The sequence below is a fragment of the Thalassovita sp. genome (assembly GCF_034670005.1).
Lineage (GTDB): Bacteria > Pseudomonadota > Alphaproteobacteria > Rhodobacterales > Rhodobacteraceae > Thalassobius.
Genome location: NZ_JAXMOH010000005.1, coordinates 36,389 through 53,084 on the forward strand (window position 1 = coordinate 36,389; position 16,696 = coordinate 53,084).

Annotated in this window: 20 protein-coding genes; 12 read left to right on the top strand and 8 right to left on the bottom strand. The window is 59.3% G+C overall.

Annotation, left to right across the window (positions count from 1 at the left end; genetic code table 11):
- The first annotated feature begins 119 nt into the window (after window positions 1–119).
- The 5 genes from VOI23_RS10830 (at window position 120) to VOI23_RS10850 (ending at window position 4,204) form a co-directional block, all read left to right on the top strand.
- Window positions 120–1,814 (top strand): acyl-CoA dehydrogenase, encoded by a 1,695-nt coding sequence (locus tag VOI23_RS10830; protein WP_323784808.1) that lies wholly within the window; start codon window positions 120–122, stop codon window positions 1,812–1,814.
- Window positions 1,811–2,854, top strand: a complete 1,044-nt coding sequence (locus VOI23_RS10835) for an MBL fold metallo-hydrolase (protein ID WP_323784810.1) — start codon at window positions 1,811–1,813, stop codon at window positions 2,852–2,854. The genes VOI23_RS10830 and VOI23_RS10835 overlap by 4 nt, the downstream gene beginning before the upstream one ends.
- Window positions 2,855–2,857: 3 nt before the next feature.
- Complete coding sequence (locus VOI23_RS10840) at window positions 2,858–3,313, top strand: DUF6173 family protein (RefSeq protein ID WP_323784811.1); 456 nt, start codon at window positions 2,858–2,860, stop codon at window positions 3,311–3,313.
- Window positions 3,314–3,402: 89 nt separating this feature from the next.
- Window positions 3,403–3,537: an aa3-type cytochrome c oxidase subunit IV gene (locus VOI23_RS10845; protein ID WP_323784812.1), complete on the top strand. Its 135-nt coding sequence runs from the start codon at window positions 3,403–3,405 to the stop codon at window positions 3,535–3,537.
- A 43-nt stretch (window positions 3,538–3,580) separates the two neighbouring features.
- A complete protein-coding gene (locus VOI23_RS10850) occupies window positions 3,581–4,204 on the top strand; it encodes a hypothetical protein (protein WP_323784813.1) in 624 nt (207 codons plus the stop codon).
- A 3-nt stretch (window positions 4,205–4,207) separates the two neighbouring features.
- Here VOI23_RS10850 and VOI23_RS10855 read toward each other — a convergent pair whose 3' ends face one another.
- From VOI23_RS10855 to VOI23_RS10875, 5 genes are all read right to left on the bottom strand, one after another.
- On the bottom strand, window positions 4,208–4,540 hold the full coding sequence (locus VOI23_RS10855; protein WP_323784814.1) for an AzlD domain-containing protein: 333 nt from the start codon (window positions 4,538–4,540) through the stop codon (window positions 4,208–4,210).
- The gene (locus VOI23_RS10860) at window positions 4,540–5,256 is read right to left on the bottom strand and encodes an AzlC family ABC transporter permease (RefSeq protein ID WP_323784815.1); all 717 of its coding nucleotides are present in this window, start codon (window positions 5,254–5,256) and stop codon (window positions 4,540–4,542) included. Before VOI23_RS10860 ends, VOI23_RS10855 begins: the two co-directional genes overlap by 1 nt.
- A 99-nt stretch (window positions 5,257–5,355) precedes the next feature.
- Window positions 5,356–6,378 carry a hypothetical protein gene (locus VOI23_RS10865; protein ID WP_323784816.1) on the bottom strand — a complete coding sequence of 341 codons (1,023 nt, stop codon included), beginning with the start codon at window positions 6,376–6,378 and terminating at the stop codon, window positions 5,356–5,358.
- Window positions 6,379–6,408: 30 nt separating this feature from the next.
- Window positions 6,409–6,879 carry a transcription elongation factor GreA gene (greA, locus tag VOI23_RS10870; RefSeq protein ID WP_323784817.1) on the bottom strand — a complete coding sequence of 157 codons (471 nt, stop codon included), beginning with the start codon at window positions 6,877–6,879 and terminating at the stop codon, window positions 6,409–6,411.
- Between the two features lie 157 nt (window positions 6,880–7,036).
- Window positions 7,037–7,420 (bottom strand): VOC family protein, encoded by a 384-nt coding sequence (locus VOI23_RS10875; protein ID WP_323784818.1) that lies wholly within the window; start codon window positions 7,418–7,420, stop codon window positions 7,037–7,039.
- A 77-nt stretch (window positions 7,421–7,497) separates the two neighbouring features.
- Between VOI23_RS10875 and soxR the strand changes: the two genes are divergently transcribed.
- The 4 genes from soxR to VOI23_RS10895 all read left to right on the top strand — a co-directional run bounded on the left by soxR (window position 7,498) and on the right by VOI23_RS10895 (window position 12,554).
- On the top strand, window positions 7,498–7,983 hold the full coding sequence (gene soxR / locus VOI23_RS10880) for a redox-sensitive transcriptional activator SoxR (protein WP_416376523.1): 486 nt from the start codon (window positions 7,498–7,500) through the stop codon (window positions 7,981–7,983).
- A 103-nt stretch (window positions 7,984–8,086) separates the two neighbouring features.
- Entirely contained in the window at window positions 8,087–9,733 is a 1,647-nt protein-coding gene (locus VOI23_RS10885) for an electron transfer flavoprotein-ubiquinone oxidoreductase (RefSeq protein WP_323784819.1), read from the top strand.
- Between the two features lie 282 nt (window positions 9,734–10,015).
- A complete protein-coding gene (locus VOI23_RS10890; RefSeq protein WP_323784820.1) occupies window positions 10,016–11,749 on the top strand; it encodes a tetratricopeptide repeat protein in 1,734 nt (577 codons plus the stop codon).
- Window positions 11,736–12,554: a 4-(cytidine 5'-diphospho)-2-C-methyl-D-erythritol kinase gene (locus VOI23_RS10895; RefSeq protein WP_323784821.1), complete on the top strand. Its 819-nt coding sequence runs from the start codon at window positions 11,736–11,738 to the stop codon at window positions 12,552–12,554. Before VOI23_RS10890 ends, VOI23_RS10895 begins: the two co-directional genes overlap by 14 nt.
- Here the strand turns inward: VOI23_RS10895 and VOI23_RS10900 are convergent.
- On the bottom strand, window positions 12,547–13,548 hold the full coding sequence (locus VOI23_RS10900; RefSeq protein ID WP_323784822.1) for a polyprenyl synthetase family protein: 1,002 nt from the start codon (window positions 13,546–13,548) through the stop codon (window positions 12,547–12,549). The genes VOI23_RS10895 and VOI23_RS10900 overlap by 8 nt on opposite strands.
- 53 nt (window positions 13,549–13,601) lie before the next feature.
- Between VOI23_RS10900 and VOI23_RS10905 the strand changes: the two genes are divergently transcribed.
- The 3 genes from VOI23_RS10905 (at window position 13,602) to VOI23_RS10915 (ending at window position 14,844) form a co-directional block, all read left to right on the top strand.
- Complete coding sequence (locus tag VOI23_RS10905; protein ID WP_323784823.1) at window positions 13,602–13,817, top strand: DUF2007 domain-containing protein; 216 nt, start codon at window positions 13,602–13,604, stop codon at window positions 13,815–13,817.
- Complete coding sequence (locus VOI23_RS10910; protein ID WP_323784824.1) at window positions 13,810–14,562, top strand: tRNA1(Val) (adenine(37)-N6)-methyltransferase; 753 nt, start codon at window positions 13,810–13,812, stop codon at window positions 14,560–14,562. The genes VOI23_RS10905 and VOI23_RS10910 overlap by 8 nt, the downstream gene beginning before the upstream one ends.
- 108 nt (window positions 14,563–14,670) lie before the next feature.
- On the top strand, window positions 14,671–14,844 hold the full coding sequence (locus VOI23_RS10915) for a YdcH family protein (protein ID WP_323784825.1): 174 nt from the start codon (window positions 14,671–14,673) through the stop codon (window positions 14,842–14,844).
- Here VOI23_RS10915 and VOI23_RS10920 read toward each other — a convergent pair whose 3' ends face one another.
- Together VOI23_RS10920 and VOI23_RS10925 are read right to left on the bottom strand one after the other, a co-directional pair.
- Window positions 14,845–15,708, bottom strand: coding sequence for a DMT family transporter (locus VOI23_RS10920; RefSeq protein ID WP_323784826.1), 864 nt, complete (start codon window positions 15,706–15,708; stop codon window positions 14,845–14,847).
- Complete coding sequence (locus tag VOI23_RS10925) at window positions 15,705–16,652, bottom strand: transcriptional regulator GcvA (RefSeq protein ID WP_323784827.1); 948 nt, start codon at window positions 16,650–16,652, stop codon at window positions 15,705–15,707. Before VOI23_RS10925 ends, VOI23_RS10920 begins: the two co-directional genes overlap by 4 nt.
- Window positions 16,653–16,696: the final 44 nt, after the last annotated feature.

Consider the following 16,696-nt stretch of genomic DNA (forward strand, 5'->3'; position numbering starts at 1 on the left):
GCCAATGACGCGGCGTTCCAATTGAGGTGATCGTGCGGTTCACTACTTTGCACGGGTAACACCAATCGAATACAGGCAGTGCGACCGGAAGCCAAGCCGCATGCCAGGAGGAGACACCAATGACCTATCGCGCCCAAGTTGAGGATATCCGTTTCATCTTCGACAATGTCGCCGACCTGGACCAGCTGCGCGGCACCGAAAAATTCGCCGAAGCCAGCGCGGATCTGACCGATGCGGTTCTCGAAGGGATGGGGAAGCTTTGCGAAGAAGTGATCTATCCGACGCTGCGCAATGGCGATCTGACACCGGCGGTGCTGGAAAATGGCGTGGTGCGGACCTCGCCCGGGTTCAAGAAAGCGTTCGAGGCAATCGCCGAGGGTGGTTGGGTCGCGGTGTCGGCACCCGAAGCACAAGGCGGCATGGGATTGCCGCTGTCCTTGACCACCGCCTTCAATGAAATGATGGCATCGGCGAACATGGCGCTGGGCCTGTGCCCGTTGCTGACGCAAGGCCAGTGCGAAGCGCTGGAACATCACGCCAGCGAAGAGATAAAATCGCTGTATCTGCCCAAGCTGATCAGCGGCGAATGGACCGGCACGATGAACCTGACCGAACCCGGGGCCGGGTCGGATGTCGGGGCGCTGAAGACCAAGGCCGAACCGAACGGCGACGGCACCTATGCGATCACCGGGCAGAAGATCTTCATCACCTGGGGTGATCACGATTTCGGCGGCAATGTCTGTCATCTGGTGCTGGCGCGGCTGCCCGATGGGGTGGCCGGGACCAAGGGGATCAGCCTGTTCATGGTGCCGAAATACATCCCCGACGCCGATGGCAATCCCGGCCCCGCCAACGACCTGAAGGTGGTCAGCCTGGAACATAAGATGGGTATTCATGGCAGCCCGACCGCTGTGATGCAGTTCGACGGTGCCAAGGGGTGGCTGGTCGGAGAACCTCATAACGGTATGGCCGCGATGTTCACCATGATGAACAATGCCCGTCTTGGGGTCGGCGCGCAGGGCGTCGGCGTGGCCGAGGCGGCCTATCAGCAGGCGCTGGACTATGCCAAGGAACGGCAGCAATTCGGCCCTATCGTCAATCACGCCGATGTGCGGCGGATGCTGCTGACGATGAAGGCCGACACGTTCGCGGCGCGCTCCATCGTGATGGCCTGCGCGATAGCTCTGGACATGGCGTCGGCCACCGGGACTGCCGACTGGCAGGCCCGCGCCGCGTTCCTGACCCCGATTGCCAAGGCCTTTGCCACCGACACCGGCATCGATGTCGCCGAACAGGGTGTTCAGGTGCATGGCGGCATGGGTTTCATCGAAGAAACCGGTGCGGCACAATTCAGCCGCGACGTACGGATCACGGCCATCTACGAGGGCACCAACGGCATTCAGGCAATGGACCTGGTCGGGCGCAAGATGATGGACGGGGGAGAAGCCGCCAATGTCCTGATCGACGAAATCGAGGCCCATGCGGAAATCGCCCGTTGCACGCTGCCGGAACTGGCCGAACCGGTCTGGCAGGCCTGTGAAAGCCTGCGCGAGGCTGTGGAATGGCTGGTGACGCAGACCGATATGAACACCCGTTTTGCAGGGTCGGTTCCCTTCACCCGCGCGTTCGCCCGGGTTCTGGGCGGCCATTATCACCTGAAAGCGGCGATGGTCGAAGGTGGAGAAGGGGCGCGGTCGAAGCTGGCGCGGTTCTACATTCGCCGGTTGCTGCCGGAACATGAATCACTGCTGGCGCATGCGATGGCCGGGGCGGATGACCTTTATGCCTTCAGCCTGGACGAGTTGGAGGCATGAGCCTCGATACCGCCGGCATACGTTACCCTTGGGCAGAAGCGCCCGAAAATGGCACCGCGATAGAGGTCGCAGACGGCATCCTGTGGATCAGGATGCCTCTGCCGATGACATTGAACCATGTGAATATCTATGCACTGGACGAAGGCGACAGCTGGACCCTGATAGATTGCGGTGTGTATTCGAAAACCTCTGTGGCGCTCTGGGAGCCTCTGCTGGCCGGGGCGCTGGGCGGCAAGCCGGTGGGAAGGGTAATCCTGACCCATCACCATCCCGATCATGTCGGAATGGCGGGGTGGTTCAAGGCCCGCTTCGGCGCCGAGATCGCCACCACCCGCACGGCGTTTCTGATGACCCGGATGCTGATCCTGGACGAACAGACCGAAGCCACGCCGGAATTGATCGCGTTCTGGAAAAGTGCCGGGATGGACCCCGAGATACTGGACAAACGACGGCAGGAACGCCCGTTCAATTTTTCCGATATCTGCCATCCGCTGCCTGTGGGCTATACCCGTATTCAGCAGGGCGATGTGATCCGCGCCGGTGGCCGCGATTGGGATATTCATATCGGTCATGGCCATGCGCCCGAACATCTGACGATGTGGAGTCGCGATGACGATCTGATCCTGTCGGGCGATCAGATCCTGCCGTCGATCAGCCCCAATATCGGGGTGCATCCGACCGAACCCGATGCCGATCCCTTGGGCGAATGGATGGAAAGCTGCGAACGGTTGCGGCTACTGGTGAATGAAAATCAATTGGTGCTGGGCGGTCACAAACTGCCCTTTACCGGCGCGCCGACGCGGATGCGTCAATTGCTGGATAATCACCATGGCGCATTGCGCCGGTTGCGCGATCACCTGCAGACACCCCGCACCGCTGCGGACTGTTTTCCGCCACTGTTCAAACGGAGAATCGATGGCGGCACCTACGGCCTGGCACTGGTCGAAGCGGTTGCGCATTTGAACCATCTGCATCAGACAGGAGAAGTCACGCGCGAACGGCGCGAAGACGAAGCCTGGTTATGGCAGATGAGGGGCTGAGCGATGGAAACCAAGATTTCGACGACGGCTGAGGCCCAGGAAATGTCTGCCTTGCCGCGCCGACACGAAGTCCATGCCGATCCCGCAACGCCCTGCAATACCGATGTGCCTGCCGAAGTAACCGACATCCCGCTGGAGGACAAAAGCCCGGCGGAATGGGCTTATGAGCGGCTGATCCTCTATATCCAGAATTTCGAACAGACGCTGGATAACGAACATGAAATCGCCATGGGCTTCGCCGGCGGCGATGCCGGGGTGCTACGGATCGAAGGTCTGGGCTTTTTCGATCCCGATATTGTTACCTTCTACGGCACTGACGATTTCGGCCTGAAAACTCAGCTGATTCAGCATGTCAGCCAGCTCAGCGTGATTCTGCGGGCGCTGCCGAAGGAACCCGAACAGGTTGAACCCAAGCGGATCGGCTTCCGTCTGGCTGCCGATCTGGCAAAAAGGGGATGATCCGGCACCTGCGACCGTTTTGTCGTGGTGACAGGGCCGGAAAAATCCGCTAATCAAGCTCGAAACAGCTACTATGAAGGAACGTGAAAATGGCTGAACACAAGCATGGCGAAATGGACATTCATGTTCAGGAAGAAACTTTTGCCGGTTTCGTGAATTTCGTCAAATGGTCGGTTGTTGCCATCATCGCCATCCTGATCTTCATGGCGCTGGTCAACAGCTAATTACCCGCCTCCCAAAACCGGAAGCGATGAGCAGGGGATTGTCATGCGTGGATTTATCCTGGCGCTTTGCGCTGTAACGGTTACGGCAGGGTGTGTCGTCAAGAAAGATCCGCCGGTTTCCGACGAGGTGTTGGCCAAATCGGTCTATCGCCATGACGGCCCGCCGGCGCTGACCCTCTATACGATGGTCAATAACAGCAACGGCGCGGGCGCGCATTCGTCGCTGATGATCAATGGCAGCCAGCGGGTGATCTTCGATCCCGCCGGTTCGTTCCGCAAGCACGGTATCGTGACCCGGAATGACGTGGTTTATAATGTCACCCCACAGCTCAAAGATGTCTATACCCGGTTCCATGCCCGTAAGACCTATCATGTTGTGGTGCAGCGGATGGAGGTTTCGCCCGAAACCGCGGAAAAGGCGCTGCAATTGGCGTTGAGCTATGGCGAAGTTCCTGATGCGATGTGTTCGCAAAGCACATCGACAATCCTGTCGCAGCTGCCTGAACTGAACATCAAACCGACATATTATCCCAACAAATTGTCCGAACAGTTCGGTCAGGTTCCCACGGTTAGCACGCAGCAGCTATACGAATATGACGACGAAGACCGGTTCAAGGCGCTTGAAGCCTATGATCCCGAACGCGTTCAGCAGCAAACCAAATCCTAGCCGCTATCCCAGCAGATAGAGCAGGGCATAAAGACTGGCTGCGCCGGACCCAATGGCGGCCAGCACGTTTTTAGTGGCATAGCCGACGCCAAGTGTGACCAGCGCGGCAACCAAACGGGGTAGATCGAAATTGCCACCTGTTCCGGTCGGCCAGATCACCAGCGGCGCGACCAGTCCGGGCAGCACCGCCACAGCCGTGTAACGTAGATGCCGCAGCAACCATTCCGGCATCACCCGGTCGCCAACCAGCCCGGTGAAGACAAAGCGCAATCCAAAACTGCCCAGACCCAGAAGAATGATCACCGTCCAGAGCGTGGTTCTGTCGATTCCTTCCATCACAGGTCCTCTTTCCGGCGATCCTGCCACAGTTCGACCTGCGCCCCGGTCATCATCGCGCCCAGACCGGCCACCAGAACCCCAAGGTTATAGGGCAGGAAACTGAACGCCAGCGACAGCAGCACAGAGGCCAGCGCGGCCGCCCGGTGGGCCGGCGTTTTCAGCGCCGGGGCGATAATGGCAAGGAACGTGATCGGGATGGCGAAATCCAGCGCCAGCCCCGATGGCATCGCAGAGCCGATCAGCGATCCGACGAGGGTAAATCCATACCACATTGGACAAATTGGCGTGACCGTCCCCATGAAGTAGGCGGTCTTCTGCGCTACGCTCCAGCTTGGGTTCTCTTCATAGGCCACGATGGAGCAGGCATAGCTTTGATCCACTGTGAAATAGGCTATCACGGCGCGTTTCCACAGCGGGGCCGCCCCGATATGCGGGGTCAGAGATGCCGAATACATCGCCATGCGCAGGTTTACCGCCAGAGCCGAGGCCAGAACGATCGCGGTCGGTGCGTGTTCTGACATCAGTTGCAGGGCGGTGAACTGGGCCGCCCCGGCGATCACCACGACGGAAAATGTCAGCGTTTCGAACACGCTCAGCCCGGCTTCGGTGGCGACAACGCCAAACAGCAGTCCGAACGGAGCGATGACCAGCAGGAAAGGCAGGCCATCGCGGAAACCTTGCCAGTAAGGCGTGCGGGGATGTGAAGATGGCATTGGCTATGACGCTTAATATGTGAAGAATGTCAGTCGTAACTGCGACTGGCCCGGGATGCAAACAGCAGAACGATTTTTTCGCTCAGTTATGTTTTTCGCTCAGTCAAAAATTCCGGCAACCCGACCCAACAACATGAAGGCGCGGGCGGTGCGGGTTTCAGACATTTCGGAAATCTCGGTATCCGACGCGGCCTGTTCGAAATCCTGAAACATCTTGTCAAAGCGGCGCAGGAAATGATGCGCCGCGTCGCGGAAAATCGGGTCCTGCTTCATCCGGCCTGCAGTCAGGGCCAGCGAACTGCGGTCGTGAATGCCGCCGATCTTGGCAATGGTGCGACCGCGTTCCCCGGCGGCGAACCGGCGCCAGATTTCCGGCCGTGCCAGATCTGCGCGCAGATCGTCCATATAGATGCCATCCTGGCTGAGCAGGGTCAAAACGTCCTGGCTGGCCTGGATCAGTTGTGCCGCCTGACGGTCCCTCAACGCCTTGCGCAGCGCGACGAACCCTTCTTCGTCCTCGGCGGTTTCGGGAAAATTCATGGCCCGCAGGAAATCGGCACGCGACAGCGGCGGACCGATTTCGTCGGCCGGGGTGCCCAGTGGCAGTGGCGCCTGATTCTCGGTGTCTTCGGTCGCTGCTGACTGAATGGTCGGGCGGATCGTACCCGGGCCACGATCACGGCTGCTGGTAAAGGTCGCCAACGCGGATTCCGTTTTGCGCTGCGCATCCGCTATTTCGTCCAGCTTGCGGGTCACAGCGGGTTCGTTGGCCAGATCGCGGCCCTGTGACTGTGCCACATAAGCCTGTCGAATGGCATCGATCGCGGCCTGTAGCCGGGCGCTTTCTTCGCGCATCACCCTGCTGGACCGTGCCGCCGTCGCGCCGACCCAGATCATCGCCACCGGCAAAAAGATCACCAGCAGGGTCATCAGGAACCGTAATCCGTCCGGGCCTTCGACCTCTATCGGGGTTTCAAGCGTCATGAAAAACCAGCCCGCAACAACCATCCAGACCACGCTGAGCAAGATCGCGACAAGCTCGATTGTCGTGACTTTTGCCCGGCTGGGCTTGTCATATAGGCCCAACGGCGTGGTCGGGCGGCCGTTTTGCTTGTCAGCCATGTTTGGGCACTCGCTACCCTGAAATCAGGATTAGATAAATTCGATCTTCAACACTTCGTAGGATCGGTCCCCACCGGGGGTGCGCACTTCGACGCTGTCGCCTTCTTCTTTGCCGATCAGGGCGCGGGCGAGGGGCGATTTGATGTTCAGCAGGCCCTTTTCGATATTGGCCTCATATTCACCAACGATCTGCCAGACCTTTTCTGCGTCGGTATCTTCATCGACCAGTGTCACTGTCGCGCCGAATTTGATCGCGCCTTTCAGCCCGGCGGGGTCAATCACGTCGGCCAGTGAAATCACGCCTTCCAGTTCCTTGATCCGGCCTTCGATGAAGCTCTGCTTTTCGCGGGCGGAATGGTATTCGGCATTCTCCGACAGGTCACCCAGCTCTCGCGCTTCGGCGATTGCCCGGATGATGGCCGGTCGTTCGACCGATTTCAGGTGCTTCAATTCCACCTCAAGTGCAGCGAACCCCGCGCGGGTCATCGGTAACTTTTCCATGGGCCCCTTTCCATGACAGAACGGCGGGCGCGGGACGCCCGCCGTTGATGTTTTTTAATTCGTGTTGAATTACCTGAACCAATGCATGGGCATAATGCAAGGGGGTGGCGCGGGTAGCCGTGCGAAATATCGCCAAATTCTCTGGCGGGGCCGGTCGTTACGCATAGCTGACCACCTCGAATTCGATCCCGTCGCCATCGAGGAAATAGAACCGCCGCCCCGGTTCGTAATCGGCGTGGTTGATCGGGGTGAAGCCGGCGGCCTTCACCCGTGCTTCGATCGCGTCGATGTCATCGACCACCACGCCGAGGTGATTCATCCCGCCTATGGTGCGGTACCGCGACGTGGCCGCCTTTTGCGGCGCGACCGGCGGGGCATAGACTGCGACATAGCTGTCATCCGATCCGACATGGATGGTATGGCCGTCGTCTATTGCGGTGCCCTGCCAGCGGATGTGCCAGCCGAAGACATCGCAAAGCCATTTTGCCGTGGCTTCGGGATCGGTGACTGTAAAATTGGCATGTTCCAGTTGAACGGTCATTGGGAAGTCCTTGTTGTTGATTTTCAATGTGGATGCAGGCTAATTTCTAAACCTAACTTTAGGTCAAGGATTTAGAATTGCCTGAAAACAGAAGCTTGCGGAAAAAGGCCGGGCTGCCCATCGGGGCATTGGCGGAACGCACCGGACTGGCCGTTTCGGCGATACGCTATTACGAATCGCAGGGACTAATTGCCGCCTGGCGCAATGCAGGCGGTCAGCGCCGGTTCGAACGGGCCGATATCAGGCGGCTGTCCTTTGTCATGATTGCGCAGAAATTCGACTTCTCCATCGCCGAAATCCGCGACCTGCTCAACGGTCTGCCCAACGGACGCGCCCCGACGCCCGCCGATTGGCGGCAGATTTCACGACAGTTCCGCCAAGCGCTGGATCAGCGCATAGCGACGCTGGAAAAGCTGCGCGACAATCTCGATGGCTGCATTGGGTGCGGCTGTCTGTCTTTGCCCAAATGCGCATTGTATAACGATCACGACCGCGCCCGAAACAAAGGGCAGGGGCCTCGTTATTTGCTGGGCGACAGCCCGGAAGTCAGCGATAATTACTAAGATCAGGCAGTTTTAACGCCTCGTCGCGATTGACGGACAATGCTGCAGCGCGGTAATCACGTTTGAAATTTAATTACGTGCCGGATCCAGAGGAGGACCATCCATGTCGGAAACCGAACGGGAAGCGATGGAATATGACGTAGTGATTGTCGGCGCAGGTCCGGCGGGCCTGTCAGCAGCGATCCGGTTGAAGCAGTTGGATGCAGACCTTGACGTGGTCGTACTGGAAAAAGGCTCCGAAGTCGGGGCGCATATCCTGTCGGGCGCGGTTCTGGACCCTTGCGGGCTCGATGCGCTGATCCCTGACTGGAAGGAAAAAGGCGCGCCGCTGAACGTGCCGGTGAAAGAAGATAATTTTTACATGCTGGGCGAAGCGGGTGAAATTCGGGTGCCGAATTTCCCGATGCCGCCGCTAATGAACAATCACGGAAATTACATCGTCTCGATGGCGAATGTGTGCCGCTGGATGGCCGAGCAGGCCGAAGAACTTGGCGTGGAAATCTTCCCCGGTATGGCCTGTTCCGAACTGGTTTATGGCGACAAGGGCACGATCAAGGGTGTCGTCGCGGGCGAATTCGGCAAGAACCCCGATGGCACCCAAGGACCGGGCTATGAGCCGGGGATGGAACTGCATGGCAAATACGTGTTCCTGTCCGAAGGCGTGCGTGGCAGCCTGACCAAGGAAGTGATCGAACGCTACGGTCTGTCCGACGGCAAAGAGCCGCAAAAATTTGGTCTGGGCATGAAGGAAATCTGGGAAATCGACCCGGCCAAGCACCGCGAAGGGACCGTGACCCACACGATGGGCTGGCCTTTGGGCAGCAATGCCGGTGGCGGGTCGTTTATCTATCACCTCGACAACAACCAAGTCTATGTCGGTTTCGTGGTGCACCTGAACTACAAGAACCCGCACCTGTTCCCCTACATGGAATTCCAGCGTTTCAAACATCACCCGATGGTGGCGGAGCTGCTGAAGGGCGGCAAGCGCGTCGCCTATGGCGCGCGGGCGATTTCCGAAGGCGGCTATCAGTCGATGCCGCAGATGGTGGCGCCCGGCGTGGCGCTGCTGGGCTGCTCGGTCGGCATGGTCAATGTGCCGCGGATCAAGGGCAACCACAACGCCATGCTGTCGGGCAAGGCCGCGGCGGAAGCTGCTCATAAGGCGATCAAGGCCGGGCGCTCAGCGGACGAATTGCACGATTACGAAGAAGAGGTTCGCAAGGGCGCGATAGGCAAGGATCTGAAAAAGGTCCGCAACGTCAAACCGCTATGGTCGAAATTTGGCCTGACCGCGTCGCTGGCGATTGGCGGGTTTGACATGTGGACCAACACGCTGGGGTTCTCTCTGCTCGGCACGCTGAAACACGGCAAGACCGATGCGGCCGCGACCGAACCGGCCTCGGTCCACAAGCCGATTGATTATCCGAAACCGGATGGCACGCTCAGCTTCGACCGTTTGACCAATGTCAGCTTCTCCTTCACCAATCACGAGGAAAGCCAGCCCTGCCATTTGCAGCTGAAGGACCCGATGGTTCCGATTTCCAACAATCTGCCCATGTATGACGAACCGGCGCAGCGCTATTGCCCGGCCGGGGTCTATGAAGTGGTGGAAAAGGACGGCAAACAGGAATTCGTGATCAATTTCCAGAACTGCGTCCACTGCAAGACCTGCGATATCAAGGACCCGGCCCAGAATATCAACTGGACCACCCCGCAGGGCGGCGACGGGCCGAATTATCCCAATATGTGATCCCTGCCAGAAGGGAGAAGAAAAGGACGCCGTTAGGCGTCCTTTTTTTGTGCGATGGCCGATCTGTGATGTAGGAGGATAGAGCCATTGTTTGATGTCGGATGCAGATGCCAAACGTATCTGTGAACCGCACTTAGAACCGTTCACGCTACCGAAAGGGCGATACTTACGATCTTCTGGCCTGACATTTCGGTGATTCCCCGCCCACCTTGCGGGGTTTCCCGCCCATCCTGATTGCCTTTGCCGCTGGGCGCGTTACTCTGTTTTGAACAGGATCAATAAATGCGGACCAAGGGTATGATGAAAAACTGGGTGACAAGTGCTGTTCTGACGATTGCCATCGGTGTCAGTGGGGTGTCCCCGGTACAGGCGCAGGGGCTGGCCGGGTCCTATCTGGCTGCCAGACAGGCCGGTATGACCGCTGATTACAAAACCGCCGCAGAATATTACGCCCGCGCTTTGGCCCGTGACCCGTCCAACCCGGCGCTTCTTGAATCGGCAGCGCAGGCGCAATTGTCGCTGGGGCGGCTGGATCGCGCCATTCCGATTGCCCGCAAGCTGGAAGAATTCGGCCCGGAAAGCCAGATCGCGCAAATGATCCTGATGGCCGACGATGCCGAACATGAACGGTACGACAAGCTCGACGCGCGCAGCAATCAGGAACGCAGTGTCGGTCCGCTGGTCGACGGGTTGGTTCAGGCTTGGGCGAAGATGGGCCAAGGCCAGGTTTCGGCGGCGCTGAAAATCTATGACGACGTTGCTGAAAAACGCGGATTGAAGGGGTTTGCCCTGTATCACAAGGCGCTGGCGCTGGCCTCGGTCGGTGATTTCGAATCCGCCGAAGCGATTTTTGCAGAAAACGCCGGCACCACTATACAGGTGACCCGTCGCGGCGCGATAGCGCATGTGGAAATGCTCAGCCAGCTGGATCGCGGCGAAGAGGCGGCGCAAATGATCATTGGCCTGTTTGGTTCTGATCTGGACCCGGTGCTGCGCGACATGCATGCCGCCTTGGTCAAGGGTGACAGCCTGCCTTTCACCATGGTCAGATCGCCCAAGGACGGCGTGGCCGAAGTGTTCTATTCGGTTGCTGCCGCGCTGAGCAATGAAACCGGGCAGGATTATACGCTGCTGTATTCCCGCGTTGCCGAATATCTGCGCCCCGATCATACCGATGCGATCCTGCTGAGCGCGTCCCTTCTGGACGATTTGCAACGCTATGATCTGGCCGTGGAAACCTATAAGAGGGTCAGCCGCGACAATCCCGCCTTTCATGCCGCCGAACTGGGCCGGGCAGAGGCGTTGCGCAAATCCGGACGTGTCGACGCTGCGGTCGAAGTTCTGGAACAACTGGCCAAGAGCCACGGCGATCAGGCCATCGTGAATGTCACGCTGGGTGATCTGATGCGGCAGCTTGACCGTTTCGAAGATGCCGTTGCGGCCTATGATGCCGCACTGGCGCTGCATGAAGGGACCGATCCCAGCCAATGGTTCATCTATTATGCCCGCGCGATCTGTTTCGAACGACTGGGCGAATGGGACCGGGCGGAAAAGGATTTCCGAACCGCGCTGGAACTGAACCCGGAACATCCGCAAGTGTTGAATTATCTGGGCTATTCGATGGTCGAACAACAGGTCAAGCTGGACGAGGCGCTGGACATGATCGAACGCGCCGTCGCGGCGCGACCCGACAGCGGCTATATCGTTGATTCGCTGGGCTGGGTTCTGTTCCGGCTGGGCCGCTATGAAGAAGCGGTGCCGCAAATGGAACGTGCCGCCGAACTGATGCCGGTCGATCCGGTGGTGAACGATCATCTGGGCGATGTGCTCTGGGCGGTGGGCCGCAAGCGCGAAGCGGAATTCCAATGGCGTAGGGCACTATCCTTCGTCGATTACGAAGATGCCGCGGGCGAAGTCGACCCCGACCGTATTCGCCAGAAACTTGAAATCGGCCTGGATGCGGTGTTGGCCGCCGAAGGTGCGGCCCCTTTGAAAGTGGCGAATGGCGATAAGTAAAGTCTTTGCCCCGGCAAAGGTGAACCTGACCCTGCATGTAACCGGGCAGCGATCGGATGGGTATCACCTGCTCGATTCTCTGGTAATGTTCGCCGATGTCGGCGACCGGTTAGAGCTTCGCTTGTCAGGCACCTCGTCGCTGACCGTTTCCGGCCCCAAAGCAAACGGTGTGCCGGCCGGCGCGCAAAACCTTGTGCTCCGGGCGGCCGGATTGATGGCGGTTGATGCGGAAATCGCGCTGGAAAAACATCTGCCCGCAGCGGCGGGAATTGGCGGCGGATCGTCCGATGCTGCGGCCGTCCTGTCCGCGATCCGTGATCTGACCGGGCGCAGCATCCCCGATCAGGGTCTGTCTCTGGGGGCCGATATTCCGGCCTGCCTGATCGGACAGGCCGCTGTCATGCGCGGGATCGGCGAAGACGTGAAGGTCTTGGACAACATGCCTCATCTGCCTGCTGTCCTTGTCAATCCGGGTGTGGCAGTGCCGACGGCGGCGGTTTTCCAAGGATTGGCACGCAAGGACAATCCGCCGATGGACCCGCTGCCGCCACAACTGAGCTTCGAGCCGCTGATCGATTGGCTGGCGCAGCAGCGCAACGATCTGCAAGCCCCGGCCATCGCGGCGCAGCCCGTTATCGGCGATGTGCTTCGGGCGATTGTCGCTACCGAAGGGTGCCGTTTGGCGCGGATGTCGGGATCGGGGGCGACCTGTTTCGGTCTCTATGAAACGGCCGAGGCCGCGACAAATGCCGCAACCGTGTTGCGCCACCCTGATTGGTGGGTTGAGGAATGCAGTCTCAGTTGATCCGCGCGACCACGTAGTCGGCCAGATCGATCAGCAACTGGCGCAGGCTGTGATCGGGCAGTTTCGCCATCGCCTGCTTGGCCTTTTCGGCCCAGTCCAGCGCGTCCTGACGGGTGTCATGCAGCGCGTCATGCTTGTTCAGCAGCGCCAGGGCATGATCCAGATCGCCGTCTTCCTGTTTGCCCTTCTCGATGGTCCGAGTCCAGAATGCGCGCTCTTCGGCATCTGCCTTGGCCACCGCCTTGATCACCGGCAGGGTCAGTTTGCGTTCGCGGAAATCGTCGCCCACATTCTTGCCTGTGGCTTTGCTGTCGCCCTGATAATCCAGCAGGTCGTCAACGATCTGGAACGCGATGCCCAACGCGTCGCCATATTCGTACAGCGCGTTGATTTCGGTTTCGTGTGCTTCGGCGATCACCCCGCCGACCTGCGTTGCGGCTGAAAACAGCGCCGCCGTCTTGCCGCGCACCACCTGAAGATAGATCGCCTCATTGGTGCGCAGATCCTGCGCCGCCGTCAGTTGCAGCACTTCTCCTTCGGCAATCGTGGCCGAAGCATTGGACAGGATATCGAGAACCCGCAGGTTGCCCGGTTCCACCATCAACTGAAACGCGCGCGAAAACAGGTAATCACCGACCAGAACGCTGGATTTATTATCCCAAAGCAGGTTGGCGGTGGGGCGGCCCCGGCGTTGGCCGCTTTCATCCACCACATCGTCATGCAGCAGGGTGGCGGTGTGGATGAATTCCACCGTTGCGGCCAGATGCACGTCGAACGGCCCTTGATACCCGCACAATTCAGCCGCGGCCAAGGTCAGCATCGGGCGCAGACGTTTGCCGCCTGCATCGACCAGATGTGCCGTCACCTCTGGGATGCGTGGTGCGTGCTCGGATGCCATCCGGTCATGAATCAGGACGTTCACGGCCTGCATCTTGGCTTCAAGATGCGCCGCCAGAAGCTCATGTGGTTTGCTGGATGCCTGGTGCAAGTTCATCACAACCTCGTACATGGCTCGACAAATCTGCCGCTATGCCCATATTTCCCATTATGAAACAGCTTCTCCGCACCACCGATCCGACGTCGATCGCTTTCGCCAAGGCCCTGCTTCAGGGCGAGGGTATAGACTGGTTTGAAATGGACGTAAATATGAGCGTTCTCGAAGGCAGCATCGGCATTTTGCCGCGTCGGCTGATGGTTCGGGATGAAGACCTGTCATTGGCCCAGGGCGTTTTGAGGGATAATGGAATCGCTTTGGATGGATGAACTGACCCATACTCAATTTCTGGATGGGCGTGTTTCGGCCTGGCAACCGGCGCGGGGGTATCGCGCCGGTGTCGATCCGGTTCTGTTGGCTGCGTCGATACCGGGTGAACCGGGGCAAAGCGCGCTGGAACTGGGTTGTGGGGTTGGGGTGGCGTCCTTGTGTCTGTTGGCGCGCGTGCCGGACATGCGAGCGACTGGGCTGGAGATTCAGCCCGCTTATGCCGCGCTGGCACGCCGCAATGCGACCGAAGCGTCTGCCGCTTTCGATGTGGTCCAGGCCGACCTGACCCAATTGCCAACCGATTTGCGCAACCGTCAATTTGACCATGTTTTCGCCAACCCACCCTATTTTCAGCGTGAAACGTCAGTCTCGGCGGCGGATCCCGGGCGGGATATCGCTTTGGGTGGTGAAACGCCGTTGGCCGATTGGGTCGAAGTTGCTGCCAAGCGGGTCAGGCCCAAAGGCTATGTCAGTTTTATTCAGCGCGTCGAACGTTTGCCTGAATTGCTCTGCGCGATGCAGGCGCGGCTGGGCAGTCTGCAGCTTTTACCACTGCTGCCGCGCCGGGGCAGGGAATCACAACTGTTCCTGATCCGGGGTCGAAAGGGGGGGCGGGCCGCCTTTCGCCTACACGCCGCTATCGTGATGCACGAAGGCGATACCCATACCAGCGATCAGGAAAGCTATACTTCCGATATTCAGGCAGTGCTGCGAGAGGGGGCAGCTTTGGCGTTTCCCAAATAATTTTGGTGGAGGGCAGGCATTTTTCCGCTTCTTGCTGCGTCGCGGCGTGACAGAACGAAAAAGTTGTGATGCACTTGTCATATTACTTTCACAGAGAGGAGACTGCCTATGCCCTTGAGTTCGCATATTGAAGAACTGAAGAAGAAACACCTCACCCTCTCGCAACAGGTCGAAGACGCGCAGCGCGCGCCGGGAATGCCTGATGCGGAAATCTCTGCGATGAAGAAACAGAAACTGCGACTTAAGGAAGAAATCGAACGGCTGAGTTCGGAATTGGTCTGATCAATTCGACAGGCTGGCGCGCGCAGCCAAGGCTGCGCCGCCGGTGATGAGCAAAGCTGCCAGTCCCAATGTCCAACTTGGGGCGGCGGCACCAAACACCACCAGCACCACTGTCGACAACAACGGTGCTGCATAGGACGAAACGCCAAGTAGCTGAATATCGCCGCGTTTCACCCCGATATCCCAGACATAAAACGCCAGGCCGACCGGCCCCAACCCCAAAGCCAGCGCCGATCCCCAGCCGACGACGCCCTGCGGCCAGACAGTAGTTTCCAGCGCCAGATGCAGCCCCGCCGACAGGATCGCGGTTGCGATGCAGAACACCGCGACAGATTCGGTCGGAGCAGCCCCGATGCGGCGCGACAATACCGAATAGCCCGACCAGGTGAATGCGCATGCCAAAGCCAGCAGATAGCCGGGCAGGGCGGCGGCATCAAAGCCCGCGCCGCCTCCGCCAATGATCAGCGCTGCGCCGAGAAATCCCAGTATTCCTCCCAGAAAATGCCCCGGCTTCAGCCTCTCGCCGGGCAGAAGCCCGGAAAACAGAACGATCAGAAGCGGCCAAAGATAGGCAATCAGCCCGGCCTGTGCCGGTGGTGCCAGACGCAGCGCGCTGAAATAAAGCGCGTGATAGCCGAACAGCCCCAGTGTGCCAAACCCGTACACCCTGAGCGGAACCGTTTTCAGCCGGTACAGGCTGCCGCTGGCAATCGTCCAGATCAGCCCCAACACCCCGCCAACGGTAAAGCAGATCGCATTCAGCAACAGCGGCGGCGCTGGCGCGGTGCCGACGGTAAACAGCGCCAGCAATGCCCATAAAAGCACGGCAATAAACCCGATCGCGGTGGCGTGCTTGCTTGTCATGCTGGGGGAATATCCTCGACCGGAATGATGCTGAAACCGTCCGAGATATGCGCAGTTTTTTCGATTTCGGCAAGGAACCAGTCACGGAAGGCGGCGATCTGGGGCCGGGTTTCCGCCCCGGGCAGGCAGACAAAGCGAAACCGCGCCTGGGTTTCGATGGCCACCTTGAACGGGGCAACCAGACGGCCCTCCAACAGGTCCTTGATGATCATCGGGCGGCGCCCCAGAGCCACACCGGCCCCCGTCGCTGCCGCGTCGATGGCGTGGTCGGCATTGGAAAAATGAGCACCGCGGCTGGGCGTAAATTTTATGCCCATCGCCCGGAACCATGTTGGCCAATCGCAGGGCGGGGTCAGAAACGCAATCGAATCGTCGAAAATCAGAGGGGCATCTTTCAGGCTTTCCGGTGTGCGATACTTTTCCGCCAATTCCGGTGACATCACCGGGGTTAGCCATTCCTTGCGCACTGGAACCGAATAGAGCCCGTCATCTGCGCCATAGCCAAAGCGGATGGCGACATCGACCGCATCCCGTTCCAGATCGACCATACGAAGCGAGGCGGCAAGGCGCAGTTCGATGTCCGGATGGGCCCGGGCGAAATCATACAGCCGTGGCGCCAGCCATTTCGCTGTCATGGCGGGTCCTGCGGTGACGGTCAGCGTCGTGTGATCCTGTAGCCGTCTGGTGGCGCGCCAAGCGGCGGTCAGGGCCTGAAACCCGTCAGATGCGCCGGGGGCCAGCGTTTTGCCCGCTTCGGTCAGTTTTACCGCCCGGTTCAAACGGACGAACAGCGGCGCCCCGAGATGCTGTTCCAGCGCTTTGATCTGAAAGGACAGCGCCGCAGGGGTCACATGCAATTCCTCTGCGGCCTTGGCAAAGGACATATGCCGCGCGGCGGATTCGAAGGCGCGCAGAGCTGTTAAAGGGGGTAATTGATCCGACATTTCACTTAAGTACAGCTTAATTGAAGGTGTGAAAAGTCTCGTTT

Excerpts from the sequence above, each read along its gene's own strand:
- VOI23_RS10895 (WP_323784821.1), top strand. The coding sequence starts at position 11,736 with ATGGCGATAAGTAAAGTCTTTGCCCCGGCAAAGGTGAACCTGACCCTG.
- VOI23_RS10860 (WP_323784815.1), bottom strand. The coding sequence starts at position 5,256 with ATGCCATCTTCACATCCCCGCACGCCTTACTGGCAAGGTTTCCGCGAT.
- VOI23_RS10910 (WP_323784824.1), top strand. The coding sequence starts at position 13,810 with ATGGATGAACTGACCCATACTCAATTTCTGGATGGGCGTGTTTCGGCC.
- VOI23_RS10915 (WP_323784825.1), top strand. The coding sequence starts at position 14,671 with ATGCCCTTGAGTTCGCATATTGAAGAACTGAAGAAGAAACACCTCACC.
- VOI23_RS10875 (WP_323784818.1), bottom strand. The coding sequence starts at position 7,420 with ATGACCGTTCAACTGGAACATGCCAATTTTACAGTCACCGATCCCGAA.
- VOI23_RS10865 (WP_323784816.1), bottom strand. The coding sequence starts at position 6,378 with ATGGCTGACAAGCAAAACGGCCGCCCGACCACGCCGTTGGGCCTATAT.
- VOI23_RS10900 (WP_323784822.1), bottom strand. The coding sequence starts at position 13,548 with ATGAACTTGCACCAGGCATCCAGCAAACCACATGAGCTTCTGGCGGCG.
- VOI23_RS10835 (WP_323784810.1), top strand. The coding sequence starts at position 1,811 with ATGAGCCTCGATACCGCCGGCATACGTTACCCTTGGGCAGAAGCGCCC.
- VOI23_RS10850 (WP_323784813.1), top strand. The coding sequence starts at position 3,581 with ATGCGTGGATTTATCCTGGCGCTTTGCGCTGTAACGGTTACGGCAGGG.
- VOI23_RS10905 (WP_323784823.1), top strand. The coding sequence starts at position 13,602 with ATGAAACAGCTTCTCCGCACCACCGATCCGACGTCGATCGCTTTCGCC.
- VOI23_RS10830 (WP_323784808.1), top strand. The coding sequence starts at position 120 with ATGACCTATCGCGCCCAAGTTGAGGATATCCGTTTCATCTTCGACAAT.
- VOI23_RS10890 (WP_323784820.1), top strand. The coding sequence starts at position 10,016 with ATGCGGACCAAGGGTATGATGAAAAACTGGGTGACAAGTGCTGTTCTG.
- VOI23_RS10840 (WP_323784811.1), top strand. The coding sequence starts at position 2,858 with ATGGAAACCAAGATTTCGACGACGGCTGAGGCCCAGGAAATGTCTGCC.
- VOI23_RS10925 (WP_323784827.1), bottom strand. The coding sequence starts at position 16,652 with ATGTCGGATCAATTACCCCCTTTAACAGCTCTGCGCGCCTTCGAATCC.
- VOI23_RS10845 (WP_323784812.1), top strand. The coding sequence starts at position 3,403 with ATGGCTGAACACAAGCATGGCGAAATGGACATTCATGTTCAGGAAGAA.
- greA (WP_323784817.1), bottom strand. The coding sequence starts at position 6,879 with ATGGAAAAGTTACCGATGACCCGCGCGGGGTTCGCTGCACTTGAGGTG.
- VOI23_RS10920 (WP_323784826.1), bottom strand. The coding sequence starts at position 15,708 with ATGACAAGCAAGCACGCCACCGCGATCGGGTTTATTGCCGTGCTTTTA.
- VOI23_RS10885 (WP_323784819.1), top strand. The coding sequence starts at position 8,087 with ATGTCGGAAACCGAACGGGAAGCGATGGAATATGACGTAGTGATTGTC.
- VOI23_RS10855 (WP_323784814.1), bottom strand. The coding sequence starts at position 4,540 with ATGGAAGGAATCGACAGAACCACGCTCTGGACGGTGATCATTCTTCTG.